Source organism: Catellatospora paridis (genome assembly GCF_009720365.1).
Lineage (GTDB): Bacteria > Actinomycetota > Actinomycetes > Mycobacteriales > Micromonosporaceae > Catellatospora > Catellatospora paridis.
The window spans coordinates 329,516-354,247 of sequence record NZ_ML769312.1 but is presented as its reverse complement, the minus strand read 5'-3'; the positions used below and the strand labels follow the sequence as shown (position 1 = coordinate 354,247).

Here is a 24,732-nt window from a genome sequence, read left to right as displayed (position 1 = left end):
GCTGAGGCGATCCGTGCCACAACACGCGCGCGAGGGCGTCGAGCGGCGCGTGGCCGGGTGCGCGGGGCCACCCGGCCACGTTTCGCTCAGTCCACGAGCGTGCAGAGGTTGGTCGTCGTGCCGTGGACCATCGTGAGGGTCTTCTGGAACGTGGGCGTGAACGCGACGCTGTAGACGCCGTCGATCAGCCACATGCCGCGCGGCAGGGTGCTGCCGTCCGCCCGGAACCCGAAGATCACCGGGCCGACCACGTAGTAGGTCATCGACCCGTCCGTGCCGTACTCGACCATCGCCGTGCCGCTCGCGTCGACCTCCGTGAACGCCCCCGTCTCCAGGTTGGTGTACTTGACGATGAGGTCACCGGCGTACAGGTCGCGCTTCGGCTTGCCGTCGGCGTACGTGTCCAGGACGAGCTTGCGCACCTCGTCCCGGATCGGCTCACTGCGGATGGCGAAGTCGCAGCGAGCCCCGGCAGGCTGCTCGAAGGCGGTTGACGGGGCCGGCACCCAGCCGCCGTGCGCACCGGCTCCGCCGGCCAGTTCGGTGGCCTGGGCCGGCGCGGCCCCGGCCAGCAGCGCGGTGACCATGACCGCGGCCGCGATGACTGCTCGACGCATGAACGCTTCCTTCCTGTTGCTTCGTCACGTGCCGGGACAGCCTGGCGCGGCCGACTCACCACGGCCTGACCATCGGAAAAGGACTAATAGGACGACTCACCCAAGCCGGCGGCGGCGACACGCCGGCTTCGTGGCACGCCTCACCACCTCCTCGACACGCGGCAAGGTCAACCACTCGGGTGGGGCCGAGCGTCCTACCGGTATGGAGTTCCGCCTGCTCGGCCCGTTCGAGGCCTGCCACGACGGCCGTCTCGTGGAGATCGCCAGCCGCCGCCAGGAACGCTGCCTGCTGGCCCTGCTGCTGCTCGACCTCGGGCACCTGGTCACCATCGACCGCCTCATCAACCTGCTGTGGAACGGCAGCGCTCCGGCCTCGGCGCGCGGCGCCGTGTACACCTACGTGGGCCGCCTGCGGGCGGCGCTGAGCCCGTACGGCGTGCGCATCACCACGCGCGCGGACGGATACCTCGTCGAGGCCGACGACCACCGCGTCGACGTCACCGACTTCCACCGCACCGTGCAGCAGGGGCTGGACGCCGCCGATCCCGCGGCGCGAGCGGCCCTGCTCGACGGCGCGTTGCGGCTGTGGCGGGGGCCGCTACTGGCCGACGTGGCCGACGAAGCGCTGCGGCACCGGCTCGACGGGCAGCTCGACGAGGCCCGGTTGGTGGCCGTCGAAACGCGCGCCGAAGCGCACCTCGACCTCGGCAGGCACGCCCGCGTCGTCAAGGACCTGGCTGAGCTCGCCGAAGTGTTCCCCCTGCGCGAACGGCTCGTCGGCATCCTGATGACCGCCCACTACCGCGCCGCCCGCCAGGCCGACGCCCTGCTGTTGTACGAGGCCACCCGCAAGGCCCTGGCCACCGAGCTCGGCGTCGACCCCGGCCCCGACCTGCAGGAACTGCACCGGCGCATCCTCCGCAACGATGCGCGCCTCGACCAGCCACGCCGCGCGGTGTACGAGGTGCGGGTCCGCGAGGAGATGCTGCCCTGGACCGTCGGCGGGCATCCCGCGCTCGACTTCTGCAACACCTTCGCCGGCTGGGGCCTCCCGTCGCCGGCCCCGCCCAGCGCCGAGTGGCTTCGCGGCTACAGCACCTTCGCCGTGTGGTCCGGCTACATCGGGCTCGCCGACGACCCGACGGTCAGCCGCCTGCTCACGCTCGCCGGCCGCGACCCGGCCGAGGCCGACCGGACCCTGGAACAGGCGCGGACACTTCGCGCGCAGGTGTACGCCTGCCTCAACGGGCACGCCGACCACGCCGCGTTCGACGCGGTCGCCAGGGCTGCCGAGGCGGCCGCCAAGACGCTGGAGTACACCCGGGACGAGACCGGTGGCGGACGCTGGCGGCCCGGCCTGGACGCCGGACTGCGCCTGCCGCTGCACGCCGCCGCGTGGAGCGCCGCCGAACTGCTCGCCGACCCGCGCCGGCTGACCGTGCGGTCCTGCGCCGAGTCCCACTGCCGGTGGCTGTTCATGGACGAGACCAGCATGCGCCGCTGGTGCAGCCTGGTGACCTGCGCCGCCTGAGCGGAACCTGCGCTCAGGGCTCCAGTGTGGCGGGCATGCCGAAGGCGGCGACGTGGTGCGCGCCGACGAAGGCGTTGCTCTCCGCGATCCTCCCGTGCTCGATCCGGAGCACGTCGACGACCAGGCTCTCGTAGCGCGGGCTGCCGGGCCCGCGCAGGTAGCAGATCAGCGCCGGCCGCCCGTTGGCCGAGCTGGGGAAGGTGCGCCAGTCGAGGGGGCGGCTGAGGAACGCCACGGCCGCGTCGATGCCGACGACCGGCGGCTCGGGCGGCATGGTGATCCGCACGTCCTCGGCGAGCAGGGCGCGCAGCGACCGGGGGTCGCTCGCTGCGGCGTACCGGCGCAGGATCTCCTCGTCCTGGCGGGTCAGGGGCGGACGCCGCCAGTCCCGCGGATCGGCCGGGGCGTGGTGGCGCAGCGTGCGACGGGCCCGCTGCAGGAGGCTGTTGACGGTGGTGACCGGAGTGTCGAGCGCGGTGGCGACCTCCGGCGGTGTCCAGCCGTGCACGTCGCGCAGCACGAAGGCCACCCGCTGCCGACCGGGCAGGAACCTGAGCGCCGCGATCAGGGCCAGTTCGACGGTCTCGCGGGCGGGCAAACCAATCTGCGGATCGTCGGCCAGCAGGGCGTCGGGATAGGGGCCGATCTCGGTGGACCATTCCAGCAGGTCCCCGGACGGCACGGCCCGGTTGGCGGCCGCTTTGCGGCTGTCGAGGAAGACGTTCGTCGCGATCCGGTACAGCCAGGTGCGCACCGACGCCCGCCCCTCGAAGCGGTCGCGTGCCCGCCAGGCGCGCAGGAAGGTCTCCTGCACCAGGTCGTCGGCATCGGGGACGTTGCCCACCAGGTGGTAGCAGTGCAGATGCAGGTCGCGGCGGTGCTCGCCGAAAGCGTGCTGCAGCCGGACCGCCGACTCCCCGGGTACGTCGGGCATGCGGTTCTCCCGGAGTTCGGTCGTCGCCATGACTGTACTGACGATCGAGAAGGCCAATCTTCATCGGTGACCGATGACGGCTGCCGCCCTCGCTCGTCTGAACAGTGACCGATCCGATCCTTGAGAGGACGCCACCATGACGACACATCCAGTGTCCGGCGCCGCGAGCCCGCCGGTCGTCGACCGGCAGACCTGGCTGCGTGCCCGCGACGAACTCCTGGCCCGGGAGAAGGCCCACACGCGCGAAGGAGATGCCATCGCCGCTGCCCGCCGCCGCCTGCCGATGACCCCCGTGCCGCCGGTCGCCGTGCATGGCCCCAGCGGTCGGACTCCGCTGGTGGACGTGTTCGAGGGACGCCGCATGCTCATCGCGTACTTCCACATGTGGCACGACGGCGCGTCGTTCGAGGGGCAGTGCGAAGGCTGCACGTTCTCGACCTGCCACGTGCAGCTGCTGGACTACCTGCACGCCCGGGACGTCACCTACGCCGTGTTCTGCCAGGGCCCCTACCCCGACAGCGCCGCGTTCGCGCAGTTCATGGGTTATCCGTTCCCCTGGTATTCGGCCCGCGACGCCGATCCGGCCCTGGCCGACGGCCGCGACTTCGGGTTCATCGCCTGCTATCTGCGCGACGGCGACCAGGTCTACGAGACCTACTGGACGACCGGGCGGGGCGTCGAGGCGCTCATGACCAGCTATCACGCCCTGGACCTGACGGCGTACGGCCGCCAGGAGAGCTGGGAGGACTCCCCTGCCGGCTGGCCGCGCGCCAGCGGTCACCCGTGGCGGCTCGACGGCCGCCCGACGGCACAGTGGAGCCGCCTGCCCCGGGCCTGATACCACGGTCGCGGCTCCGTCATGGCCGGGGAGCGGTGACACGTCCCAGAGTGCGTGGCAGCGATCCGCCGGGCGGCGCCCAGACGTGCCGGTCGGCGTACGACCAGGCGTAAGTGGGGTTGCCGTCGCGGACGAGGTCGCCGAGCCCCGGCAGGTCCAGCTCCCCGGCCGACCAGTCGTACAGCAGTTGCAGCCGTGGCTGGATCACACCGTAATCGAGCAGCCGCCCCAGGCGGTGTTCGTGGGCGAGGTAGGCCTGCAGGTCCGCCGCGGGCGGGTAGCGGCCGGGCAGGACGCGGCCGAGCGACAGGAACACCCCGGTCATGCCCAGCCGCGGGTCCCCGAGGAATCGGCCCAGCACGGCCAGCCTGCCCAGGGCCAGCTTGGGTGCGGCGACCAGCGCGTGCGCGTACAACACCCGGAGCAGCACGACGTTGAGGAAGAACCGCTCCGGCATCGACTCCCGCTCGGCGAGATCCCGGTTGCCCAGGTATCCGCAGACGATGCTGGCGTTGTGGGCCCGGTACCAGTTGCGGGCCGTCGGCCGATCGACGAAGGCGGTCCACAAGCCGACGGCCGGCGACGACGGCTGCCCCGGCATGCCGCCCGAGCGGGCCATCGCCTCGCAGCCGTCGCGCAGCAGCCGGTCGTTCACGGCGCGCCACCAGCGGCTGCCGGGCGGCCGCGCGGTCAGCGGGTCGAGCACCCCGCGGTCGGCCTGCCAGCGCATGAACGACATCGCGGCCCGCCGGAACGGCAGGTGCCGCGGAGCTCGGCCGTAGGGCCCGCGGTAGGTGCGGGCCAGCAGCGCGATGCGCTGCCGTGGGCTGTCCGCCACCGCCGCGACCTGGGCCGCGGCCCATCGCGCAGCGGTCGGCGGGCGCTCCGGCAGCGCGGCGGCCGGTGCGCCTCCACACGGCTCACGACGGCCTGGGGGCACGCCGGTCCCTGCGCTGGGCCAGTTCCTCCTCGTCCACCAGGACGAGCATCGGCTTGCCCGGTTCGCACAGCATGGTGACGGTGAACCGCACCGCCGTGTCGTCGCGGTTGTTGCCGTCCTGGTAGTGGATGACGTCACCGCCCGGTTCCCAGAACACCTCGCCGGCGCGTACCACCCGCTGGGGCTCTCCTTCCAGCTCGAACACCATCTCGCCCGCCAGCACGTAACCGAATGCCGGGCCGGAATGCCGGTGTGGCGGCGTGCCGGGACTTCCCGGCGGATATTCGACGACGATGGTCATCGCGTGCGCGCCTGCCGGGATGAATGGCGGAACCACCTCCTGAAGCATGGTGAACGCCGTCGATCGCAGCTCCTGCGGGTCGCTGTCTGCCATGGGACGCCTCCGAAACAGATCGTGGTGGATTTCTTCCGCTCGCGTGGCTCGCCCGACCGGGCCGAGACGCAGTCACGCCGTCGGGACGCCGTCGATGCCGAGGGTGAGCAGGTCGGCCATGCCGAAGTCCGGCCCGGCCGCAGGCAGGTTCGGCTGCCAGTCCGGTTCCAGGCTCAGGTAGCTCACCGCATCGGCGCGCTGCAGACCGATGAGGACCTCCGCGACGATGCGGCCGCCGACCGGGCCGAGCCGGTCGCCGCCGCCGCGGTGCTCGGCCTCCTTGAGGATGTAGAACCACAGCGGGGTGCCCTGCGGCCAGCTCTGCTCCAGCTCGTCGGCGGTCAGCGGGTCCACGCCCAGCAGCCGGGCGACCGCCTCGCCGCTGGGCAGCGCCGTGGTGTCGCCGCGTAGCAGGTCACGGACCGCCAGGGAACGGTAGGCGGCGGTGTCGACCGCGCCGGTGACCTGCTCAGGCAGGCCGATGAGGCTGGCGGCGAGCCGCCCGTCGAGGCGCTTGGCCCGCTGCGCCGGTGGGTGGCCGGGCAGGTCGAAGACCTGCGCGAGGTCCAGGCGGCGGTCGGCGGGCAGCGGGCCGAACCCGACCAGGTCGGGAAAGAGCGGCACCGCGGGGCCGCCGTCGACGAGCCGGTAGGTGTGCCGGATCTGGCCGTGCCCGTAGCGGAACGCGGCGTCGGCGAACTCCAGCGGGATGTACGCCTGCCCCGTCGGCGGCGCGAACCACCGGCCGCCCTCGGCCAGCACCTGCTCGACCAGGTCGGCTCCGACCAGGCGCGGCAGGAAGTCGTGCACGACGATCCACTGGTAGTGCCAGGTGAGCGTGATGCGCGCCTTGTCGAACACGTCGGACTCGGGCACGTCGGCCGCGCGGAGCAGGTCGACGATGCGGTTGTGCGCGCGCAGCAACGCGATGTGCAGCGACAGCGCGAACAGGTGCGAGTCGTTACGGGGGTCGCCGATCAGCGCGACACCCTGGGCGTTGCGCTGCACGTCGCCGCCGTCCGGCCCGAGCAGGAACTTGGCCGCGTCGTGCAGGTCGTACAGATACGGCGAGCCGACCGGGCCGTCGGAGTAGAGCATCTCCAGGTTGAGCTTGGGGGCGCGGGCGTTGCGCAGCGCCTCCGGATCGACGCCGCCCATGATGGGTGAACGGTCGGCGGTGATGTCGTGGGCGACGAGCTGGCCGAAGAAGGGCCATCCAGCGGCGTCGGCGGCGTCGTCGCGGCCGGGACCGAGCCGGTCCAGAACCGCGGTGGCGTCGCAGACCCCGCCGTCGACGCCCGCCCGCACCAGCAGCTCCGGGTCGGTGCCCAGCGGGGCGAGGCCCGGGAACATGCGGCCGTAGCGCGCTGCCCCGGTGGGCCGGTCGACCGCACGGGCCATGCTTAGGCAGTGGTCGCGGGCGGCCACCCGGCTGCCGTGCGGGTGTGCGGGAGCGCTGCTCACCTGCCGAGCGTATGCCCGGGTGGGGCCCGGTTCGGACGGGTTGAGCAGATGTCGCGCCGTCATGCCGACCTCGGACGCCCCGGCGCGCGGCCGGTGTCGTCGGGTCGGGCGTCGTCCTCCAGCGCCGCCACGGCGCCGAGCAGGTTGCGGAGGCCGACCTCCTCGCTCTGGGTGTACGCCGGATCGAACATCCACTCGTCCATGGGCACTTCGGCCGCCTCCTCCTCGGACGGGCTGGACTCGGCCACGGTCAGCTCGGCCTTGACTTCGTCGGCGAGATCGTGCAGAAAGGCGTTCTCGCCGGTCGGGGTGCTCATCTATGTCCTCCGTGAGTGCGTGATCGTCGGCCGGTCCGGACGACGGCCAGGTGGTTCGGCCTCACCCGTTTGCACGTGCCGACGGGCGAGGCGTTCGTCAGGTCAGGCCATGGGGCCGTGGTGCGGCCGGGTCACTTCGCGGGCGCGGTCCGGCCCGGCCAGTCGCGGTAACGGGTCTCGCCGATGGTCGCGCCGGGGCTCGCCACGAGGGTCCGCTCACCCAGCTCGGCGCCGAAGTAGTCGGCGTTCGGGTCGGCCACCACTTCCCGCGGGTCGCCACGTTCGGCCAGGGCGTCGCGGAAGAACTCGTCCATCCGCACCTGCTCCGGTCCGCCGACCTCGACCATCCCGTTCAGCGGCGTGCCCACGGCGACCCGGCCGACGGCACCGGCGACGTCGTCGCCCGCGATGGGCTGGAAGAGCACCGGCGCGAAGCGGACCGTGCTGCCGTCGGTCGCCGCGTCGGCCATGCTGCGTACGAACTCGAAGAACTGCGTCGCGTGCACGATCGAATACGGGACCGTCGAGCTTTCGATCAGCTTCTCCTGGGCGCTCTTGGCCCGGAAGTAGCCGCTCTGCTGCAGCCGGTCGGTGCCCACCACCGACAGCGCCACGTGGTGACCGACACCCGCCGCAGCCTCCGCGGCGAGCAGGTTGCGGGTCGACGTCTCGAAGAACTCCATCACCGCGTCCGCCTCGAAGGAGGGCGAGTTCGACACGTCGACCACGACGCTCGCGCCGGACAGGGCGTCGGCGAGCCCCTCGCCGGTGAGAGTGTTGACCCCTGTGTTCGGCGACGCCGCCACCGCTTCGTGGCCCTGTTCCCCGAGCCCCGCCACGAGCTTCGACCCGATCAGACCGGTGCCGCCGATCACCACGATCTTCATGACTGACCTCCTGTGCGCGAGGGGCGGCTCGCACCGTCCCTCCACCAGCTAAGACAGGGCAGCCCGCCGGTCTGTGACAGTCCGGCGCGAGATTCCTCGACGTCGAGGTGTCGTGCGGTGTCGCAGCTGCCCGTCAATCCGCCTTGCTCACGTGTTCTGCGCGGGGTTTTGCCGCGTCGGCTCGGCCGGGGTGGGCCGCGCCGTGGAGATCCGGGCGAGTTTGGCGGGGTTCATCACCCACATGACCTGCTCGACGCCGGCACTGTCGGCGCTGATCGTGACCAGTACGAAGGGGGCGCCGTCGCGTGAGGCCAGCACCGCCGGCCGGCCGTTGGCCTCGATCCAGGTGAGTTCGGCGCCGGTCCAGAAGGTCGGCGCGAACGCCGCGACGAACTTCGCCACCGTGGTCCGGCCGGACACGGGGATCTTCGCGGCGCGGACCGCTCCGCCGCCGTCGGAGTAGCTGACGACGTCCGCCGCGAGGACCTCCTCCAGCGCGGAGAGGTCGCCCTTCCGGGCGGCGTTCAGGAAGGCCGTCAGCATCCGCCGCTGCTCGGTGGGGCGCACGGTTTCGCGGCCCTGGGTCGCGACGCGCTTGCGAGCGCGGCTGACCAGCTGACGGGCGTTGTCCTCGGTCGCCTGCACGATGCCGGCGATCTGCTCATACGGGTAGTGGAAGGCCTCGCGGAGCACATACGCGGCGCGTTCGGTCGGCGACAGCTTCTCCATCAGCACCAGGATCGCGAATTCGAGCGCCTCGCCGGTTTCTGCACCCAACGCCGGGTCTGCACTGGTATCAACCGGTTCGGGCAACCACGGCCCGACATATGTCTCGCGGCGCGCACGAGCGGATCGGAGCGCGTTGATCGCGAGCCGTGTCGTCGTCGTGGCGAGGAACGCCGGCGGATCGCGCACGGTGTCACGGTCGTAGTTCTGCCACCGCAGCCATGCCTCCTGCACGATGTCCTCGGCCTCGGCCGCGCTGCCGAGCATCCGGTACGCGATCCCGAACAGCCGGGGCCGCAGGCTCGCGAATTCCGCCGCCGCCTCTTCGAGCGCGGCCGCCGACGGGTCGTCCAGACGCGGCACAACATCATGCTAGCGATCTTCTCGCGGCCGGCGCCGCCCTTCGGGACGACCGGAGGGTACGGGCCATTTCGAGCATCGACCGGCAGCGGATGCTTTCCTTGCGAGAATCGGAGGGCGGAACCGAAGTCGTCTGACATCACTGACCTGGTTGATCCAGCTGTCGGCGGCGGCCTGCTCCAAGCCAGGGACAGGCGGGGACCGGATGGAGTGGAGGACATGCCTCGCTGGGGAAGGGATCGCATCGCCGTCGTGGCCGCGCTCGTGGCCCCGTTCGTGGTGGCGCTGGCTCTGGTGCCGGCGCGGGACAGCGTCTCCAACACCAATGTCGCCCTGATCCTCGTCGTCGTGATCGTCGCGGTGGCCGCCAACGGGCACCGCCTCGCCGGCGCACTGGCGGCACTGTCGGCAGCGGTCTGGTTCGACTTCTTCTTCACTCTGCCCTACCAGACGTTCGCCATCACGAAGCGGGCCGATCTCGTCACCACCGTGTTGCTGCTCGCCGTCGGGCTGGCGGTGTCGCAACTGGCGGCATACGCGCGCCGGCTACAGGTCATCACGATCACCGACGCCGGCTACCTGAACCGCATCCACGACACCGCGAAGCTGGCGCAGACCGCCGCGTCGCCCCGCGAGGTGATCGAACACGTGAAAGGGCAGCTCATCGAGCTGCTGAACCTGCGGGATTGCCGGTTCGAACACGGCACGCTGATCGGCCGTCCGCCACGCCTGGAGCCCGACGGCAGCATCGTCGGGCCGCACGGGCAGTGGGACGTCGACCGGCTGGGCCTGCCCGACCAGGACATCGAGCTGCGCACGTTCCACAACGGCGCCTACTACGGCCGGTTCCTCATGCGACCGGGGCCCGGCCCGGCGCCGCCGCTGCAGGCCAGGCTCGTCGCGGTCACTCTCGCCGACCAGGTCAGTGCCACCCTCGACAACCCGGGCATCGTCAAGGGCCGCGAATGAACCGGACTGGCTGACGGCCCGTCGCGCCGACCCAATACCGCAATAATTCATTAATCTCAATAAATGGAACTCCTATTTCGCAGATAGGAGATGTGGGATAACGTCTGTGCCATGACAAGCCGGCAGACCCCGCTCGACGCCACCGCAGTCGCGGTGTCGCGGGGATGCTGCCGCTGCTGGACCACCGCGCGCGGCTGCTGCTGAGCACGCCGCCCCGTTTCCCGACGCGACGAAGCCGGTCGACAGACCGGTGTCCGCTTCTCTGACCGAGCCACGGCCGCGCCATGCCGCGCCGCGCCCACCCATGCCTGGCCGACGTCCACTCGTCGACTCGCCCGGGAGGAACCCCCATGCCCCTCGTCACCGCACCCCTCACCCCGACGCACCCCGACGCCGCCCTGCGTGCGTCCACGAAGGAGTCACCGTGAATCCGCCACCCATGGACCGCAGGGCGTTCCTGTCCGCCACCCTCGGCGCGGTCGCGCTGAGCCTGACCGCGTGCGCCCAGGACGAGACGCCGGCCGAGGCACTGGCCCTCACCGCCGCGCTGCCCGCAGCCGTGCCGAACGGCACCAGGCTCGTCGTCGGCGACAAGGAGCACCAGAAGGCGATCGAGTTCTCCGGCGCGGCGAAGGACCTGACGTTCGAGGTGGAGTGGGCCAACCTCAGCGGCGGCCCGCAGACCCTGGAGGCGTTCCGGGCCCGGGCGCTGGACATCGGCTCGGTCGCCGACATCCCCCCGATCCACTCGCACTGGACCGGCATCCCCACGAAGATCGTGGCCTCGAAGTTCCGCCAGGACCCGCTCAACCACGCCATCTACCGGCTCGGCATCGCACCCGGGACCTCGGTCGCCACCCTCGCCGACCTCCGCGGCCGGAAGGTCGCGTACAGCCCGGGGCAGGCGCAGGGCGCGCTGGTGCTGCGAGTGCTGCACAAAGCCGGGCTGACCAAGAAGGACGTCGAGCTGGTGGAGCTGCCCAGCACCGGCGACGTCTACGCCAACGCGCTCGCCAGCCGCCAGGTCGACGTCGCCCCGATCGGGGGTGTGCAGGTCAAACGCTACGAGACCAAGTACGGCAAGGACGGTGCCACGACCATCGCGCACGGGCTGCGCGACGACCCCGGCCACCTGTACGCACCGATCACCGTGCTGGCCGACCCGGCGAAGGCCGCCGCGATCCGGGAGTACGTGCAGGTGTGGGCGCGGGCCTGGCGGTGGCGCGAAGCCAACCCCGACGAGTGGATCGAGCGGTACTACGTCAAGGACCAGGGCCTGACCACCGAGGACGGGCGGTGGATCGTCGCCAACGCGGGTGTCGCCGACATCCCGCCCACCTGGACCGAGGCGATCGCCCGGCACCAGGAGACCATCGACCTGCTGGCCAAGGAGACCGGCAACAAGCCGCTCAAGGCCGAGGACCTGTACGACCGGCGGTATGAGACGGTCGCCGCCGACGCTCTGGCCGCCGGGGGTGCGCGGTGACCGCCTCCGTGCTCACCCGGCCGCGTACGCCCGCGGCGACGGTGCCGGCCCCGAGGCCGCGACGCCGGCTCGGGCCCGGACGTGCCATCCCGTTCGGGGCGGTCCTCGGTCCGGCGCTGCTCCTGGCGCTGTGGGCGGTCGGCTCGGCCGCGGGCTGGCTCGACTCCCGGACCCTGTCGGCCCCCTGGACCGTCGTGACCACCGCGGGCGAGCTCATCGCCGACGGCCGCCTGCAGGACAACCTGGCCGTCTCGGCCCAGCGGGCCGGCCTCGGGCTGGCCATCGGGACCGTCATCGGCACCGTGCTCGCGCTGGTCTCCGGCCTGAGCCGGTGGGGCGAGGCGATCCTCGACGGCCCGGTCCAGATCAAACGGGCGATCCCCGGCGTGGCATTGATCCCCCTGCTCGTCCTCTGGCTCGGCATCGGCGAGCAGATGAAGATCACCACGATCGTGCTCGGCGTGTTCGTGCCCGTCTACATCCACACCCACAACGGGCTGCGCAGCATCGACAGCCGATACGTCGAACTGGGCGAATCGCTGCGCCTGCGGCCGGCGGTGTTCCTGCGCCGCATCGTGCTGCCCGGCGCGCTGCCCGGCTTCCTGCTCGGCATGCGCTTCGCCGTCGTCGGGGCGTGGCTGTCGCTGGTGGTCGTCGAACAGATCAACTCGACCAGCGGCATCGGCTACATGATGGACCTGGCCCGCCAGTACGGCCAGACCGACATCATCATCGTCGGACTCGTGCTGTACGGCCTGCTCGGGCTTCTGTCCGACGGGGCCGTGCGGCTCGCGCAGCGAAAGGCGCTGTCATGGCGACGCACGCTGGCGGACTGACCGGCACCCGCACGGTGCGGGTCAGGGGGCTGCGGCGCGGCTTCGGCGCGCGCACCGTCCTGGACGGCCTCGATCTGGAGATCGGCGCGGGCGAGTTCGTCGCCCTGCTGGGCCGCAGCGGCTCGGGCAAGAGCACCCTGCTGCGCGCGCTGGCCGGCCTGGACCGCGACGTGGCGGGCACCGGACTGATCGACGTGCCGGTGCAGTCCTCGGTCGTCTTCCAGGACGCCCGGCTGCTGCCCTGGCAGCGCGTCCTGGACAACGTGGTGCTCGGCCTGCCCGGGCCGGACGCGCCCCGGCGCGGCCGCGCGGCCCTGGCCGAGGTCGGGCTGGCCGGTCGGGAGCAGGCCTGGCCGCACCAGCTGTCCGGCGGCGAGCAGCAGCGGGTGGCGCTGGCCCGGGCGCTGGTGTCCGAACCGGAGCTGCTGCTGGCCGACGAGCCGTTCGGCGCGCTGGACGCGCTGACCCGGCTGCGCATGCACGACCTGCTGCGCGAGCTGTGCGCCCGGCACCGGCCCGCGGTCCTGCTCGTCACGCACGACGTCGACGAGGCCGTCACGCTCGCCGACCGGGTCCTGGTGATCGACCAGGGCCGGATCACCGTCGACACCGCCATCGACCTGCCCGCGCCCCGCTCCCACCGGCAGCCGCAGTTCCTGGCGTACCGGGAATCGCTGCTGCGCTCGCTCGGCGTCGACCGGACGGAAGGATGACCATGCTGCACCTCAACGCGTTCCTGATGGGCGTCGGCCACCACGAGGCCGCCTGGCGGCTGCCGGAGAGCGACCCGTTCGCGCAGACCGACGTCGAGCACTTCAAGCACCTGGCCCGCATCGCCGAGCGCGGCAAACTCGACTCGCTGTTCCTCGCCGACAGCCCGGTGCTGTGGAACAGCATCGGCCGGCGGCCGTCGGGCACCCTCGAACCGACCGTGCTGCTCACCGCGCTGGCCGGGGCGACCCGGCACATCGGGCTGATCGCGACCGCGTCGACCACCTACAACGAGCCGTTCAACCTGGCCCGCCGGTTCGCCTCGCTGGATCACATCAGCGGCGGGCGGGCCGGCTGGAACATCGTCACCACCGCCGGGGTGGACGCGGCCCGCAACTTCAACCTCGACGACCTGCCCTCCCACCGCGACCGGTACGAGCGGGCCGCCGAGTTCGTCGACGTATCCCTGAAACTGTGGGACAGCTGGGACGACGCCGCGCCGCTGGGCGACAAGGACGGCGGGCGCTGGGGCGACGACACCCTGCTCTACCCGGCAGCGCACGCCGGACGGCACTTCCGGGTCGCCGGCCCGCTCAACGTGCCCCGCTCGCCGCAGGGCCACCCGCTGCTGGTGCAGGCGGGCTCGTCGGAGGACGGCAAGGAGCTGGCCGCCCGCTACGCCGAGGCGGTCTTCACCGCCCAGCAGACGCTCGCCGAGGCGCAGGCGTTCTACCGCGACCTCAAGCGGCGCACCGCCCAGGCCGGACGCGACCCGGACACGATCAAGATCCTGCCGGGGATAGTGCCGGCGATCGGCTCCACCGAGGCCGAGGCCCACGCGCTGGAGGCCGAGCTGGACCGCCTGATCCGGCCCGAGTACGCGCGGCGGCAGCTGGCCACCACCCTGCGGGTCGCCCCCGAGGACCTCGACCTGGACCGGGAGCTGCCCGCCGACCTGCCCGACGAGGACGAGATCGAGGGCGCCAAGAGCCGGTACACCCTGATCGTGACCCTGGCCCGGCGGGAGCGGCTGACCGTACGGCAGCTCATCGGCCGCCTCGGCGGCGGTCGCGGGCACCGCACCTTCGCCGGCACGCCGGAGCAGGTCGCCGACGCCATCGAGGAGTGGTATCGCAGCGGCGCGGCCGACGGGTTCAACATCATGCCGCCGGTGCTGCCGTCCGGGCTGGCGGCGTTCGTCGACCACGTCGTGCCGATCCTGCAGCGCCGGGGCCTGTTCCGCACCGAGTACACCGGCACCACCCTGCGCGATCACTACGGGCTGCCACGCCCGGCCAACCGGTTCACGCGGCAGCCCGCCGCGGCCCGCTGACCCACCAGAGAGGACACCCGCCATGGTCGACTACCGGCCCTTCGGACGCACCGGCGTGCAGATCAGTTCGCTGACGCTCGGCGCGATGAACTTCGGACAGCGCGGAAACCCGGACCACGAGGACGGCATCCGGATCATCCACCGGGCCCTCGACGAGGGCATCAACGCCGTCGACACCGCCGACGTCTACTCCCACGGCGAATCCGAGCAGATCGTGGGCAAGGCGCTGGCCGGTGGGCGGCGCGACGACGTCTTCCTCGCCACCAAGTTCCACGGCCAGGTCGGAGACCATCCCCACCACCGGGGCAACTCCCGCCGCTGGATCCACCGGGCGGTGGAGGACAGCCTGCGCCGGCTGGGCACCGACTGGATCGACCTGTACCAGGTGCACCGGCCGGAGCCGGACACCGACTTCGACGAGACCCTGGGCGCGCTGTCCGACCTGGTGCGCCAGGGCAAGATCCGCTACATCGGCACCTCCACGTTCGAGCCGTCCGCGATCGTGGAAGGCCAGTGGATCGCGCAGCGGCGGGGCCGGGAACGGGTGGTCAGCGAGCAGCCGCCGTACTCGATCCTGGCTCGTGGGATCGAACGGGAGGTGCTGCCGGTGGCCCAGCGGCACGGCCTGGCGGTGATCCCGTGGAGCCCCCTCGCCGGCGGCTGGCTGTCCGGTCGCCACCAGGCCGGGCTCGACGCTCCGGTCTCCCGCCGCGCCGACCGGTTCCCGGCGCGGTTCGACCCCGCCCTGCCCGCCAACGCGACCAAGCTGGCCGCCGTCGCCGAGTTGACCGCGCTCGCCGACGAGGCCGGGCTGTCACTGATCCACCTGGCGATCGCGTTCGTCCTGCAGCACCCGGCCGTCACCTCGGCGATCATCGGGCCGCGCACCCTGGCCCACCTGGAATCGCAGCTGGGCGCGGCCAAGGTGACGCTCTCCCCCGAGGTGCTGGACCGCATCGACGCGATCGTGCCGCCGGGCACCACCCTCAACCCCGCCGACGCCGGCTACCAGCCGCCATCGCTGACCGACCCGGCGCGCCGCCGCAGCGGTGTCGCGAAGGAGCTCCGATGAGCGCGGAGTTCCTCTGGTACATCCCCAACCAGGCCACGCCCGGCCACCGCGGCGACGACGTCGTCGCCGGCCACAACAGCCTGCAGACCCTGGTCGGCCACGCGAAGGCGCTCGAGGAACACGGCTGGGGCGGCGCGCTGCTCGGGACCGGCTGGGGACGGCCGGACACCTTCACCGTCGCCACCGCCCTGGCCACGCAGACCACCACGTTCCAGCCGCTGATCGCGATCCGGCCCGGCTACTGGCGGCCGGCCCACTTCGCCTCCGCCGCCGCGACCCTGGACCATCTCACCGGCGGGCGCGTCCTGGTCAACATCGTGTCGGGCAAGGACAACCTGGCCGCGTACGGCGACACCGCAGGCGACCAGGCGCACCGCTACGACCGCACCAGGGAGTTCCTGCGGATCGTGCGCCGGCTGTGGACCGAGGAGAACGTGACGTACCACGGCGAGCACTTCGGCGTCACCGATGCCACCGTGGTGCCCCGCACGGTCGTCCGTGGCGACCGCAGGCACCCCCGCCTGTACTTCGGGGGCGCGTCCGAGGCCGCCGAACAGGTCGCCGCCACCGACGCCGACGTGCAGCTGTTCTGGGGCGAGCCGCTCGACGGCGTCCGGGAGCGGATCGAGCGGCTCCGGCTGCTCGAGCAGAAGCTGGAGCGCGAGCACGCCCCGCTGGAGTTCGGGCTGCGCATCACCACCCTCGTGCGCGACACCACGGAGCAGGCCTGGGCCGACGCCGAAGCCAAGGTCGCGAAGATGGCCGACGGTCATGACCCGGTCGGCCGCGACCCGAGATGGCGGGCGGCCGTCGGCCAGCGGCGGCTGCTCGACCTCGCCGCCCGCGGCGACGTGCTCGACGACAATCTGTACACGGCTCCCGGCCGGTTCGGCGGCGGCGGCGCGGGCACGACGTGGCTGGTCGGCTCGGCCGCGGACGTGGCGAGCGCGCTGCGCAAGTACCAGCAGCTCGGGGTCACCCACTTCGTGCTGTCCGACACGCCGTACCTGCCGGAGATCAGACGCCAGGGTGACCGTCTGCTGCCGCTGCTGCGCGATTGACGTCCCTACTGCGCGGCGAGCGCGACCAGGTCGGCGTAGCGCACGATCTTCCCGCCGGCGGCCCAGGTTCCGTCGGGCTGCTCGTGGATGAGCACCCAGACGCGCTGGGCGTCGGCGTCGGTCAGCCCGGCCGCGTCGAGCACGGCGGTCGTGATCTCGCCGACCAGGCCCGCCTTGCGGCGCTCGGACAGCGCGCCGACCGGGACGGTGATCTCCACCCGGAACCGGGGCGCGTCGTCCTCGGCGGTGGTCTGCGCCCCGGCGGGCAGCTCGTGCAAGTAGGTCCAGGCCAGGCTGCGGAACAGGGCGTTGTCGGGCGCGCCCTCCCAGCGCAGCAGCACCGCGGCCAGGGTCTTCTGGATGCTGTCACGGCCGGCGGGCGTCAACGCGCCAGCGGGGGCGGTGAGCTGGATCATGGGCACGGGAGACTCCTGGGGGTGTTCAACGCGAACGCTCTATGACGAGTCTCATGGTGCCAGTTCGGGCGAACGCCTGCCGTCGACGGCCGCCGGTGTGCAAGCCACCTCGCTGCAGATCGGCGAGGTCACGGGTTGAGCTTGGACTGCCAGTCCTTCGGCACCCGGCCGCGCGGCCCTGGCACGGGCTGGTCGAGCGGGTGGTGGGAGGGCGGCGCGAGCGCGGGTCCCTTCATGAACGACTCGCTCCGGTAGTCCCAAAACCAGTCCTCGCCCGGTTCGAAGCTGCGGATGACGGCGTGCCCGGTCGCCTTGGCGTGCGCCGTCGCATGCTGGGCCGGGGAGTTGTCGCAGCACCCGATGTGGCCGCAGGCGGCACAGCGGCGCAGGTGCAGCCACCAGCCGCCTGCCTGATCGCAGTCCACGCACCCCGGGCCACTGGGCGGCACGCTCAGGTCGATGACTGACTCGTCGTATTGCATGCGCTGACCTACCCACCACGGCGGCATGGGCGACCACCGCACCTTCAGGATGACAGGATCGCCAGGTCGCCGCAGCCAGAGTGGCCACCAGGCGATGATCCGGAGCGGGCTGCCGGCGCCGCAGCCGCGTTCAGTCGCCCGCCTCACCGCCGCCGTCGCCCGGTTGTGCCGTCGATGACGGTGGCGGTGGCGGGGGGCTCGGCTCCGACGTGGGATCGTCGCCGGCCGAGGGCGACGGACCGGCCGGGGTGGGGTCGGGGACCTGCGGCGTGCCGCCGCCCGGTCCGGCCGAGGCCGGGAGCTGGGTCGGTCCGGCGCTGTGGCCCGGCGGGGCGATCGGGGCGCCGCTGACGTCGACCAGGGTGACGGTGCAGGGTTGCCCGTCGAGGCGGACGGCGGTGGGCAGTGGCCTGTCACCCCGGTGGGTGCCCGCGACCGGCAGGTCCAGCTTGGCGCCGGAGGCCAGCGTGCGCCGACCGGTGGCGGTGACGGTGCCGCCGGCCAGCTTCCATCCGTTCCCTGCGTCGATCCGCTGCGTGCCGGGCAGGTCGAAGGAGGTCCGGGCCGGGTCGCGGACGACAGAGGAGGAGTTGGCGATGGTGATCGTGGCGGTGAACCGGCTGCCGGCATCGCTGCGGAGCCGGAACACGGCCGCGCAGCCCGGCCCCGTGGCGGCGGTCGTAGGGCCGGCGGCGGCCGGTTCCGATCCGCTGTCTGCCGTGGCAGCCCACAGCGCACCGGCGGCCGCCAGGGCGACCGCGATGAGCGTCGCGGTGACGAGCGCCCGCCGTCGACGGGCGGGTGGTGCGACCGGTGGTGCCACCGTCGGCTGCCAGGGCAGCAGGTGCGTGAGCGTGCTCGACGTCGCGACGGCGTTGGGCCGCACCGGCGGCGGGGCGGCGCCGTCGGTTTCGGCGGTCAGGAGTGCGGTGAGCTGCGCGGCGGTGGGCCGGGCGGCGGGGTCGTGGTGCAGGCAGGCCATGACCGCTGCGGCGACGGCGTCGGGCAGGCCCGGAATCTCGGGCAGCGGCTGGGGCGGCCGTAGGCGCGGTGCGGTCAGCAGGCCGATGGGGGTGTCGGCCTGCCAGGGCAGGAATCCGGTGAGCATGCGGTACAGCAGCACGCCTACCGCGAACACGTCGGCAGAGGGCTGCACCGGCTGCCCGTCGACGCGCTCGGGTGCGAAGTAGGCCGGTGTGCCGATGAGGTTGCCGTCGGGGTCTCGCTCGTCGCTGCCGGTCGGTGCGCAGATGCCGAAGTCGATGAGTTTCACTCCGTCGGCGGCGAGCAGGACGTTGGCGGAGGTGATGTCGCGGTGGACGATGCCGCGCGCATGGGCGGCGGCGAGCGCCTCGGCCGTCTGGGCGGCGACGGTCACTGCCTGCGGCCAGGGCAGGGTCGTCTGCCGGGCGAGGGCCTGGCTGACGGATTCACCGTCGAGCAGCTCCATCACCAGGTATGCCGCCGTGATGTGGCTGCCTTGGCGAACGGCGCCGCAGTCGTACACCTCGGCGATGTGGCGGTGGCGCAGCCGGGCCAGGGCATGGGCCTCGTCCTGCAGGCGTTGTACGGACAGCTCGTCGCCGAGCAGTCGCGGGTCGAGCAGTTTCACCGCGACCATGCGTCCGAGACGTTCGTCGCGGGCGCGCCACACGGTGGCGGTGCCGCCGCTGCCGATGGGACCTGTCAGCAGGTAACGGTCCTCGAGCAGGGTGTCCGGTCGCCATGGACCGGGGGCAGCGGTGGTACTCATAACCCGCCTCTACCCGAGAGGCCCCGTCGCAATCGCCGTCACCGGGTTTGCTGCGCTCAGCCGCCCGAGGTCAGCTGCAGGATCGCCGGCACGACCACGTCCCAGGTGGCCGGGGGCGGGGCCTCGTGGCCCATGTCGGGCAGGATCAGCTTGGTGGCGCCCGGGATCTCGCGGGCCAGCGCCTGCCCGTGGCCTGGCGGGAACAGCGGATCCCGCTCGCCGTGGATCACCAGGGTCGGCACGCGTAGGCTGCCCAATCGCGAGCGCCATCCCTCCCTGCCCTGGTCGAGGTGGTTGTGGTTGTTGAGGTTGGCCTCGGTGTCGCTGCCCCGGTCGACCATGCGGGCGAACATCGCCCGGGCGGCCGGTTCGTCGATCGGGCCGGGCACCAGCGCGTGCTGGAAGCCCATCAGGTGCTCGATGACCGCGGTCCGGTCGGACCAGTCGGGCGGGGTGATGTCGCCGAAGTAAACGCGCAGCTCGTCCGCCATCGGCGGCAGATCCTCGGCCGGGCCGCTGGTGGTGGCGACCAGGGTCAGCGACGCGACCCGGTCCGAGCGGTCGAGCGCGAGCAACTGCGCGATAGCGCCGCCCATCGAGACCCCGACCAGGTGTGCCTGCCCGACCCCGAGTGCGTCGAGCAGGGCTATCGCGTCGTCCTGCAGCGCCTGCGCCGGGTAGCCGGGCTTGCCCGCCGGCCAGGTCGTCGAGGCTCCGGTGTCGCGGTGGTCGTAGCGGATGACGAAGCGACGTCCAGCCGCCAGCGCCGCGCAGAAGGCCGGATCCCAGCCGTCCATCGAGCTGTTCGCCCCGGCGATCAGCAGCAGTGCAGGTTGGCCGGGGTCGCCGAACGTCTCGACGCCGAGGTCGGCTCCGTGCACGTGGACCAGTTCCATCCGTCCAACCTAACGCGCAGGTCCGACGGTGGCGGTGGGCGCGCGGCGGGTCCCTTGTGGAGTGCGGGAGTCAGGCGTCCAGATCGGCGAAGAGCACGTTCGCGGCGTCCGCCCAGTCCTGGACCAGGTCGTTGGTCTGCGGGGCGCGCAGCCACTGGATCTGCAGGCCGTCCATCATGGCCACCAGCTGGCGGGCCAGCGCGTGCGGCTGGTCGGTGGCGTCCTTGGCGAGCGCCGCGAAGACGCCCAGGATGTGCTCCTGGCGGGCGGCGAAGTAGTCGTGTGCGGGATGGCTGGGCGCGAGCGACTCGGCTTCCAGGACGGCGAACAGCCGTACGATCTCGGGCTGCCCCGCGTTGCGGCGCACGAGCGCGGCGCACATCTGCCGCAGGCCCACGCCCGACGGCAGCGCGCCGCCGGCCCACGGGGCGGCGAGGTCGTCGACGCCGAGCAGCGCGGCCAGCGAACGGGCATCCTCGGCGTCGCGATGCTCGAGCACGGCGACGAGCAGGCCGTCCTTGGAGCCGACGTGGTGCAGCAGCCCGGGGACGGTCAGCCCACAGCGGTCGGCGACGTCCTGCATCGACAGGCCCCAGAAGCCGCGCTCGGCGATCAGCTCGGCGGTCGCCTCCATGATCTGGCGGCGGCGCTCCGCCGCGGGCAGGCGGGCGCGGTCCCGCCGGTAGGCCGGCATGGTCATGGTCCCGCCACCTCTCGCTGAAGAGCCTCTTGCCGCGGCGCGGCGCAGGCCCTATGTTACAGCCCAGTTACTACCTACTAGGTACTAGGTAAGGCTCTCGGAAGAGGCCCCGATGACGACGAAGTCACCCGCCCCACCCGTCCTGACGGAGACCGCACCGGTCAGACCCGCCCTGACCGGGCCGCTGCGCCGGCTCCTGGTCTGGACGTTCCCCGCCAACATCGGCATGTACCTGCTGTGGGGCGCGATCCCGGGCATCCTGCTGCCGCTGCAGGTCGCCGCGATCGACGAGGACGCGAAGGCGGCCAACCTCGCCGTCGTCGCCACCATCGGCGCGCTCGCCGCGATGCTGGCGCAGCCGCTGGCCGGCGCGATCTCCGACCGCACCCGCTCGCGCTTCGGGCGGCGCGGGCCGTGGATCGTCGGCGGCACGCTCACCGGCGGCCTGGCGCTGCTCGGCCTGGCCTCGGCGAACACCCTCGTACAGATCACCATCGCCTGGACCATCACCCAGATCGCGTACAACTTCGCGCAGGGCCCGCTGGCCGCGGTCATGCCCGACCGGGTGCCGCCGGCCAGCCGGGGTGTCTTCTCCGCGGTGACCGGCACCGGCCTCATGCTCGGCGCGCTCGGCGGCCAGGTCGTCGCCACCCGGTTCGCCGACGACCTGCCCGCCGGGTACCTCACCTTCGCCGGCCTGGCGCTGGTGGCGCTGACCCTGTTCGTGGTCTTCAACCCGGACCAGGACAACCGCGCCACGCCCCGGCGGCCGTTCTCGCTGCGCGCGATCGTCGACAGCTACTGGTTCGACCCGCGCCGCCACCCCGACCTCGGCTGGGCGTTCCTCGGCCGGCTGCTGCTCTACCTCGGCTACTTCATCGTGGTCAACTACCAGCTCTACATCCTGCAGGACCGGGTCGGACTCGGCGAGGCGGCGATCGACTACGTGCCGGTGGTCGGGGTGGCCTCGCTCGGCGGCACCGTCCTGGCCACGGTCGTGTCCGGACCGCTGTCCGACCGGCTCGGCCGCCGCCGGATCTTCGTGTACGCCTCCGCGGCCATGCTCGCGACCGCGCTGCTGCTGCCGTGGATCTGGCCCACCAAGCCCGGCATGCTCGCCTTCGCGCTGCTGTCCGGCCTCGGCTTCGGCGTCTTCCAGGCCGTAGACACCGCACTGATCACCGAGGTGCTGCCCGCCGAGCAGGACTTCGGCAAGGACATCGGCGTCGTCAACATCGCCGCCACGCTCCCCCAGGTGCTCGCCCCGGCCGCGGCGGGCGCGATCGTCGCCGCCGCCGGCTACGCCCCCCTGTTCCCGGTCGGCATCGCACTGGTGCTGCTCGGCGGCCTCGCCGTCGTGCCGATCAAGTCCGTTCGCTGACCCCCGCCGCCACGTCCACCCTGGAAGGAACCACATGACCACCGACGCAGGATCACCCCCGCTCACCACCGCCCAACAGGCGGCGCTCACCAGTGGCGGCGGCTTCTGGCACACCACCGCCGTTGCGGACCTGCCGCAGATCATGATGACCGACGGTCCGCACGGCGTACGCAAGCAAGTCACCGGAGCCGACCACGGCGGTCTGCTCGACAGCGAGCCCGCCACCTGCTTCCCGCCCGCCGTGGCACTGGGCTCCAGCTGGGACCCCGACCTGGTCCGCCGTGTCGGCGAGGCGCTCGGCGAGGAGGCCCAAGCCATGGGCGTTTCGGTGCTGCTCGGCCCCGGCATCAACCTCAAGCGCAGCCCGCTGGGCGGCCGCAACTTCGAGTACTACGCCGAGGACCCGCTGCTGACCGGGGTGCTGGCCACCGAGTGGGTGCGCGGCCTGCAGAGCCGGGGCGTCGGCGCGTCGCTCAAGCACTTCGCGGTCAACAGCCAGGAGACCGACCGCATGCGGGTCAGCGCCGACGTCGACGAGCGCACCCTGCGCGAGATGTACCTGCGCGCGTTCCAGCGGGTCGTGCAGCAGGCCCAGCCGTGGACCGTCATGTGCTCGTACAACCGCATCAACGGGGTGCACGCCTCGCAGGACCACTGGCTGCTCACGCAGGTGCTGCGCGACGAGTGGGGCTTCGTGGGCCTGGTCGTGTCCGACTGGGGCGCGGTCGTGGACCGCGTCGCCGCCGTACGCGCCGGTCTCGACCTGACCATGCCCGGCCCCGACGACGCCGGTGACGACGCGCTGGTACGTGCCGTCGCCGACGGCACGCTCGACCCCGCCGCGCTGGAGACCTCCGCCACGCGGGTGCGCGCCCTGGTCGAACGATCGGTCGCAGCCCTGGACCCGGCCGCGACCTACGACGCCGACGCCCACCACGCGCTGGCCCGCGAGGCCGCCGGACGCGGCATCGTGCTGCTCAAGAACGACGGCGACCTGCTGCCACTGCCCCGCCACGACGTCACGATCGCCGTCATCGGCGAGCACGCCCGCACCCCGCGCTTCCAGGGCGGCGGCAGCTCGCAGATGAACCCGACGCGGCTCGACGACGCGCTGACCGAGATCACCGCGCTGGCCGGCGGGCCGGTGCGGTTCGCCGCCGGCTACGCCCCCGACGGCACCGCGGACGAGCAGTTGGCCGCCGAGGCCGTGGAGACCGCCCGGACCGCCGACGTCGCCGTGGTGTTCATCGGCACCGCCCAGGAGACCGAGGGCGCCGACCCGGGAGAGCCTGGACCTGCCCGCCGCGCAGCTCGCGCTCGTCGAGCGGGTGCTCGCCGCCAACCCGTGCACCGTCGTGGTGCTGTCGCACGGCGCGGTCGTGCTCACCACGCCGTGGGACCGGGCGGTCCCGGCGCTCGTCGAGGGCTGGCTGCTCGGCCAGGCGGGTGGCGGCGCAGTCGCCGACGTGCTCTTCGGCATCGTCAACCCGTCCGGCCGGCTCACCGAGACGATCCCGCTGAAGCTGGCGCATCACCCGTCCCACCTGGACTTCCCGGGCGAGGCGAGCCACGTGCGCTACGGCGAGGGCATCCACGTCGGCTACCGCGGCTTCGACGCCCGCGAGCAGGAGGTCGCCTACCCGTTCGGCTTCGGCCTGTCCTACACCACCTTCGCGTACGGCGACGCCACCGCGACGGCCGCCGACGGCGTCATCGAGGTGCGGGTGCCGGTGACGAACACCGGCTCACGGGACGGGCGCGAGGTCGTGCAGGTATACGCGAGCCTGCCGGGTTCCGCCGTGCGCCGTGCCCCGCGCGAGCTGAAGGGCTTCGCCAACGTCGCCATCGCGGCCGGGCACACCGCCGACGTGGTGGTCCGGATCGCCCGTGACGACCTCGCCTACTGGGACCCGCGCCTGCGCCGCTGGGCCGTGGAAGGCGGCGACTACCTGCTGTCGGTCGGCGCGTCGTCGCGTGACCTGCGCACCACGGTCACCGTGGCCGTGCCCGGCGACGACACCCGGGTGCCGCTGACGGCCGAGTCGACGCTCGGCGAGTGGCTGGCCGACCCGAAGGGCGGCCAGGTGCTCGGGCAGGCGTTCGCCGCGGCGGCCGCCCAGGGCGGTGGCGGACTCGCCGGGATGGCCGCCGACCCGCAGATCTTCACGTTCCTGAGCGGGGTGCCGCTGATCCGGATGTCGGCGTTCCCGGGCAGCCCGTTCACCGCCGAGGCGGTCGCGCAGTTGGTCGCGGCGGCCAACTCCTGACCGACGTACGTGCCGTCGGCGGGAAGCTCACCGGCCCGCCGGCGGCACGTGCTCGGCTCAGCGCTCGTGCTTGCGCTGTACCGCGCCCCAGATCAGCAGCACCACGACGGCTCCGATCACCGACCCGATCAGGCCGGACGGGCGCAGCGCCAGGCCGTCGCCGCTGAGCAGGCTGATCCCGAGCCCCCCGACGAACGAACCGATGAGCCCGGCGGCGACGGCCTGCGGCCAGCGCACGTCACGGAATCTGCCGCCGCGAACGATCAACCAGGCCAGCCAGCCGACCAGGAAACCCCATACCAGAATCGCAAGAATCAGCACGTCGAGCACCCTTCGCGTCGGCAGGCGGCCAGGCTGAACA

25 protein-coding genes and 1 pseudogene are annotated in these 24,732 nt (G+C 72.5%); 12 read left to right on the top strand and 14 right to left on the bottom strand.

All coding sequences use genetic code 11. The features are described 5' to 3' along the window. Positions 1-86 precede the first annotated feature (86 nt). On the bottom strand, positions 87-617 hold the full coding sequence (locus tag F9C41_RS01465) for a hypothetical protein (protein ID WP_155384746.1): 531 nt from the start codon (positions 615-617) through the stop codon (positions 87-89). Positions 618-747: 130 nt separating this feature from the next. Between F9C41_RS01465 and F9C41_RS01460 the strand changes: the two genes are divergently transcribed. Further along, the gene (locus F9C41_RS01460) at positions 748-2,148 is read left to right on the top strand and encodes a BTAD domain-containing putative transcriptional regulator (protein ID WP_230689197.1); all 1,401 of its coding nucleotides are present in this window, start codon (positions 748-750) and stop codon (positions 2,146-2,148) included. Positions 2,149-2,161: 13 nt separating this feature from the next. Here the strand turns inward: F9C41_RS01460 and F9C41_RS01455 are convergent, their stop codons facing one another. Then, positions 2,162-3,082: an RNA polymerase subunit sigma-70 gene (locus tag F9C41_RS01455; RefSeq protein WP_155384745.1), complete on the bottom strand. Its 921-nt coding sequence runs from the start codon at positions 3,080-3,082 to the stop codon at positions 2,162-2,164. A gap of 136 nt (positions 3,083-3,218) precedes the next feature. Here F9C41_RS01455 and F9C41_RS01450 point away from each other — a divergent pair, with 136 nt between their 5' ends. Then, on the top strand, positions 3,219-3,920 hold the full coding sequence (locus F9C41_RS01450) for a DUF899 family protein (RefSeq protein WP_155384744.1): 702 nt from the start codon (positions 3,219-3,221) through the stop codon (positions 3,918-3,920). 19 nt (positions 3,921-3,939) lie between these two features. Here F9C41_RS01450 and F9C41_RS01445 read toward each other — a convergent pair whose 3' ends face one another. The 6 genes from F9C41_RS01445 to F9C41_RS01420 all read right to left on the bottom strand — a co-directional run bounded on the left by F9C41_RS01445 (position 3,940) and on the right by F9C41_RS01420 (position 9,011). Continuing rightward, the gene (locus F9C41_RS01445; protein ID WP_230689196.1) at positions 3,940-4,758 is read right to left on the bottom strand and encodes a hypothetical protein; all 819 of its coding nucleotides are present in this window, start codon (positions 4,756-4,758) and stop codon (positions 3,940-3,942) included. A gap of 82 nt (positions 4,759-4,840) precedes the next feature. Continuing rightward, entirely contained in the window at positions 4,841-5,254 is a 414-nt protein-coding gene (locus F9C41_RS01440; RefSeq protein WP_155384743.1) for a cupin domain-containing protein, read from the bottom strand. A 72-nt stretch (positions 5,255-5,326) separates the two neighbouring features. Then, positions 5,327-6,718, bottom strand: a complete 1,392-nt coding sequence (locus F9C41_RS01435; RefSeq protein ID WP_230689195.1) for a peroxidase family protein — start codon at positions 6,716-6,718, stop codon at positions 5,327-5,329. A 59-nt stretch (positions 6,719-6,777) separates the two neighbouring features. Then, complete coding sequence (locus tag F9C41_RS01430; protein WP_155384741.1) at positions 6,778-7,035, bottom strand: hypothetical protein; 258 nt, start codon at positions 7,033-7,035, stop codon at positions 6,778-6,780. 131 nt (positions 7,036-7,166) lie between these two features. Next, the gene (locus F9C41_RS01425) at positions 7,167-7,922 is read right to left on the bottom strand and encodes an SDR family oxidoreductase (RefSeq protein ID WP_155384740.1); all 756 of its coding nucleotides are present in this window, start codon (positions 7,920-7,922) and stop codon (positions 7,167-7,169) included. A 147-nt stretch (positions 7,923-8,069) separates the two neighbouring features. Further along, positions 8,070-9,011, bottom strand: coding sequence for an RNA polymerase sigma-70 factor (locus tag F9C41_RS01420; RefSeq protein WP_155384739.1), 942 nt, complete (start codon positions 9,009-9,011; stop codon positions 8,070-8,072). 216 nt (positions 9,012-9,227) lie between these two features. Between F9C41_RS01420 and F9C41_RS01415 the strand changes: the two genes are divergently transcribed. The 7 genes from F9C41_RS01415 (at position 9,228) to F9C41_RS01385 (ending at position 16,476) form a co-directional block, all read left to right on the top strand. After that, positions 9,228-9,977 carry a DUF4118 domain-containing protein gene (locus tag F9C41_RS01415; protein WP_155384738.1) on the top strand — a complete coding sequence of 250 codons (750 nt, stop codon included), beginning with the start codon at positions 9,228-9,230 and terminating at the stop codon, positions 9,975-9,977. 424 nt (positions 9,978-10,401) lie between these two features. Next, the gene (locus tag F9C41_RS01410) at positions 10,402-11,463 is read left to right on the top strand and encodes an ABC transporter substrate-binding protein (RefSeq protein WP_230689194.1); all 1,062 of its coding nucleotides are present in this window, start codon (positions 10,402-10,404) and stop codon (positions 11,461-11,463) included. Further along, positions 11,460-12,299 (top strand): ABC transporter permease, encoded by an 840-nt coding sequence (locus tag F9C41_RS01405; RefSeq protein ID WP_155384737.1) that lies wholly within the window; start codon positions 11,460-11,462, stop codon positions 12,297-12,299. The genes F9C41_RS01410 and F9C41_RS01405 overlap by 4 nt, the downstream gene beginning before the upstream one ends. Then, positions 12,275-13,012 carry an ABC transporter ATP-binding protein gene (locus tag F9C41_RS01400; RefSeq protein WP_155384736.1) on the top strand — a complete coding sequence of 246 codons (738 nt, stop codon included), beginning with the start codon at positions 12,275-12,277 and terminating at the stop codon, positions 13,010-13,012. Before F9C41_RS01405 ends, F9C41_RS01400 begins: the two co-directional genes overlap by 25 nt. Continuing rightward, on the top strand, positions 13,009-14,343 hold the full coding sequence (locus F9C41_RS01395) for an LLM class flavin-dependent oxidoreductase (protein ID WP_155384735.1): 1,335 nt from the start codon (positions 13,009-13,011) through the stop codon (positions 14,341-14,343). The genes F9C41_RS01400 and F9C41_RS01395 overlap by 4 nt, the downstream gene beginning before the upstream one ends. Before the next feature lie 22 nt (positions 14,344-14,365). Further along, positions 14,366-15,415 (top strand): aldo/keto reductase, encoded by a 1,050-nt coding sequence (locus tag F9C41_RS01390; protein ID WP_155384734.1) that lies wholly within the window; start codon positions 14,366-14,368, stop codon positions 15,413-15,415. Beyond that, the gene (locus tag F9C41_RS01385; protein WP_155384733.1) at positions 15,412-16,476 is read left to right on the top strand and encodes an LLM class flavin-dependent oxidoreductase; all 1,065 of its coding nucleotides are present in this window, start codon (positions 15,412-15,414) and stop codon (positions 16,474-16,476) included. Before F9C41_RS01390 ends, F9C41_RS01385 begins: the two co-directional genes overlap by 4 nt. 5 nt (positions 16,477-16,481) lie before the next feature. On the opposite strand, the gene F9C41_RS01380 is transcribed toward F9C41_RS01385, so the two are convergent. From F9C41_RS01380 to F9C41_RS01360, 5 genes are all read right to left on the bottom strand, one after another. Beyond that, positions 16,482-16,892 carry a tautomerase family protein gene (locus F9C41_RS01380; RefSeq protein ID WP_230689308.1) on the bottom strand — a complete coding sequence of 137 codons (411 nt, stop codon included), beginning with the start codon at positions 16,890-16,892 and terminating at the stop codon, positions 16,482-16,484. A 128-nt stretch (positions 16,893-17,020) separates the two neighbouring features. Then, positions 17,021-17,374 carry a UBP-type zinc finger domain-containing protein gene (locus F9C41_RS01375; protein ID WP_155384731.1) on the bottom strand — a complete coding sequence of 118 codons (354 nt, stop codon included), beginning with the start codon at positions 17,372-17,374 and terminating at the stop codon, positions 17,021-17,023. Positions 17,375-17,504: 130 nt separating this feature from the next. After that, positions 17,505-19,127: a serine/threonine-protein kinase gene (locus F9C41_RS01370; protein WP_155384730.1), complete on the bottom strand. Its 1,623-nt coding sequence runs from the start codon at positions 19,125-19,127 to the stop codon at positions 17,505-17,507. A 56-nt stretch (positions 19,128-19,183) separates the two neighbouring features. Beyond that, a complete protein-coding gene (locus F9C41_RS01365; protein WP_155384729.1) occupies positions 19,184-20,023 on the bottom strand; it encodes an alpha/beta fold hydrolase in 840 nt (279 codons plus the stop codon). Between the two features lie 70 nt (positions 20,024-20,093). Continuing rightward, positions 20,094-20,723 carry a TetR/AcrR family transcriptional regulator gene (locus F9C41_RS01360; protein ID WP_155384728.1) on the bottom strand — a complete coding sequence of 210 codons (630 nt, stop codon included), beginning with the start codon at positions 20,721-20,723 and terminating at the stop codon, positions 20,094-20,096. A gap of 112 nt (positions 20,724-20,835) precedes the next feature. Here F9C41_RS01360 and F9C41_RS01355 point away from each other — a divergent pair, with 112 nt between their 5' ends. The 3 genes and pseudogenes from F9C41_RS01355 (at position 20,836) to F9C41_RS41740 (ending at position 24,371) form a co-directional block, all read left to right on the top strand. Next, positions 20,836-22,104, top strand: coding sequence for an MFS transporter (locus F9C41_RS01355; protein WP_155384727.1), 1,269 nt, complete (start codon positions 20,836-20,838; stop codon positions 22,102-22,104). Between the two features lie 34 nt (positions 22,105-22,138). Further along, positions 22,139-23,323: pseudogene (locus tag F9C41_RS01350) on the top strand (glycoside hydrolase family 3 N-terminal domain-containing protein); the annotation flags it as partial. A 109-nt stretch (positions 23,324-23,432) separates the two neighbouring features. Further along, positions 23,433-24,371 carry a glycoside hydrolase family 3 C-terminal domain-containing protein gene (locus F9C41_RS41740; protein ID WP_269058889.1) on the top strand — a complete coding sequence of 313 codons (939 nt, stop codon included), beginning with the start codon at positions 23,433-23,435 and terminating at the stop codon, positions 24,369-24,371. 57 nt (positions 24,372-24,428) lie between these two features. Here the strand turns inward: F9C41_RS41740 and F9C41_RS01345 are convergent, their stop codons facing one another. Continuing rightward, a complete protein-coding gene (locus F9C41_RS01345) occupies positions 24,429-24,692 on the bottom strand; it encodes a GlsB/YeaQ/YmgE family stress response membrane protein (RefSeq protein ID WP_155384726.1) in 264 nt (87 codons plus the stop codon). Positions 24,693-24,732 lie beyond the last annotated feature (40 nt).

What these genes read in the sequence shown, in the direction of transcription:
- F9C41_RS01465 (WP_155384746.1), bottom strand. Translation starts at nt 617, where the DNA reads ATGCGTCGAGCAGTCATCGCGGCCGCGGTCATGGTCACCGCGCTGCTG.
- F9C41_RS01455 (WP_155384745.1), bottom strand. Translation starts at nt 3,082, where the DNA reads ATGCCCGACGTACCCGGGGAGTCGGCGGTCCGGCTGCAGCACGCTTTC.
- F9C41_RS01450 (WP_155384744.1), top strand. Translation starts at nt 3,219, where the DNA reads ATGACGACACATCCAGTGTCCGGCGCCGCGAGCCCGCCGGTCGTCGAC.
- F9C41_RS01440 (WP_155384743.1), bottom strand. Translation starts at nt 5,254, where the DNA reads ATGGCAGACAGCGACCCGCAGGAGCTGCGATCGACGGCGTTCACCATG.
- F9C41_RS01430 (WP_155384741.1), bottom strand. Translation starts at nt 7,035, where the DNA reads ATGAGCACCCCGACCGGCGAGAACGCCTTTCTGCACGATCTCGCCGAC.
- F9C41_RS01425 (WP_155384740.1), bottom strand. Translation starts at nt 7,922, where the DNA reads ATGAAGATCGTGGTGATCGGCGGCACCGGTCTGATCGGGTCGAAGCTC.
- F9C41_RS01415 (WP_155384738.1), top strand. Translation starts at nt 9,228, where the DNA reads ATGCCTCGCTGGGGAAGGGATCGCATCGCCGTCGTGGCCGCGCTCGTG.
- F9C41_RS01400 (WP_155384736.1), top strand. Translation starts at nt 12,275, where the DNA reads ATGGCGACGCACGCTGGCGGACTGACCGGCACCCGCACGGTGCGGGTC.
- F9C41_RS01395 (WP_155384735.1), top strand. Translation starts at nt 13,009, where the DNA reads ATGACCATGCTGCACCTCAACGCGTTCCTGATGGGCGTCGGCCACCAC.
- F9C41_RS01390 (WP_155384734.1), top strand. Translation starts at nt 14,366, where the DNA reads ATGGTCGACTACCGGCCCTTCGGACGCACCGGCGTGCAGATCAGTTCG.
- F9C41_RS01385 (WP_155384733.1), top strand. Translation starts at nt 15,412, where the DNA reads ATGAGCGCGGAGTTCCTCTGGTACATCCCCAACCAGGCCACGCCCGGC.
- F9C41_RS01380 (WP_230689308.1), bottom strand. Translation starts at nt 16,892, where the DNA reads ATGATCCAGCTCACCGCCCCCGCTGGCGCGTTGACGCCCGCCGGCCGT.
- F9C41_RS01375 (WP_155384731.1), bottom strand. Translation starts at nt 17,374, where the DNA reads ATGCAATACGACGAGTCAGTCATCGACCTGAGCGTGCCGCCCAGTGGC.
- F9C41_RS01370 (WP_155384730.1), bottom strand. Translation starts at nt 19,127, where the DNA reads ATGAGTACCACCGCTGCCCCCGGTCCATGGCGACCGGACACCCTGCTC.
- F9C41_RS01365 (WP_155384729.1), bottom strand. Translation starts at nt 20,023, where the DNA reads ATGGAACTGGTCCACGTGCACGGAGCCGACCTCGGCGTCGAGACGTTC.
- F9C41_RS01360 (WP_155384728.1), bottom strand. Translation starts at nt 20,723, where the DNA reads ATGACCATGCCGGCCTACCGGCGGGACCGCGCCCGCCTGCCCGCGGCG.
- F9C41_RS01355 (WP_155384727.1), top strand. Translation starts at nt 20,836, where the DNA reads ATGACGACGAAGTCACCCGCCCCACCCGTCCTGACGGAGACCGCACCG.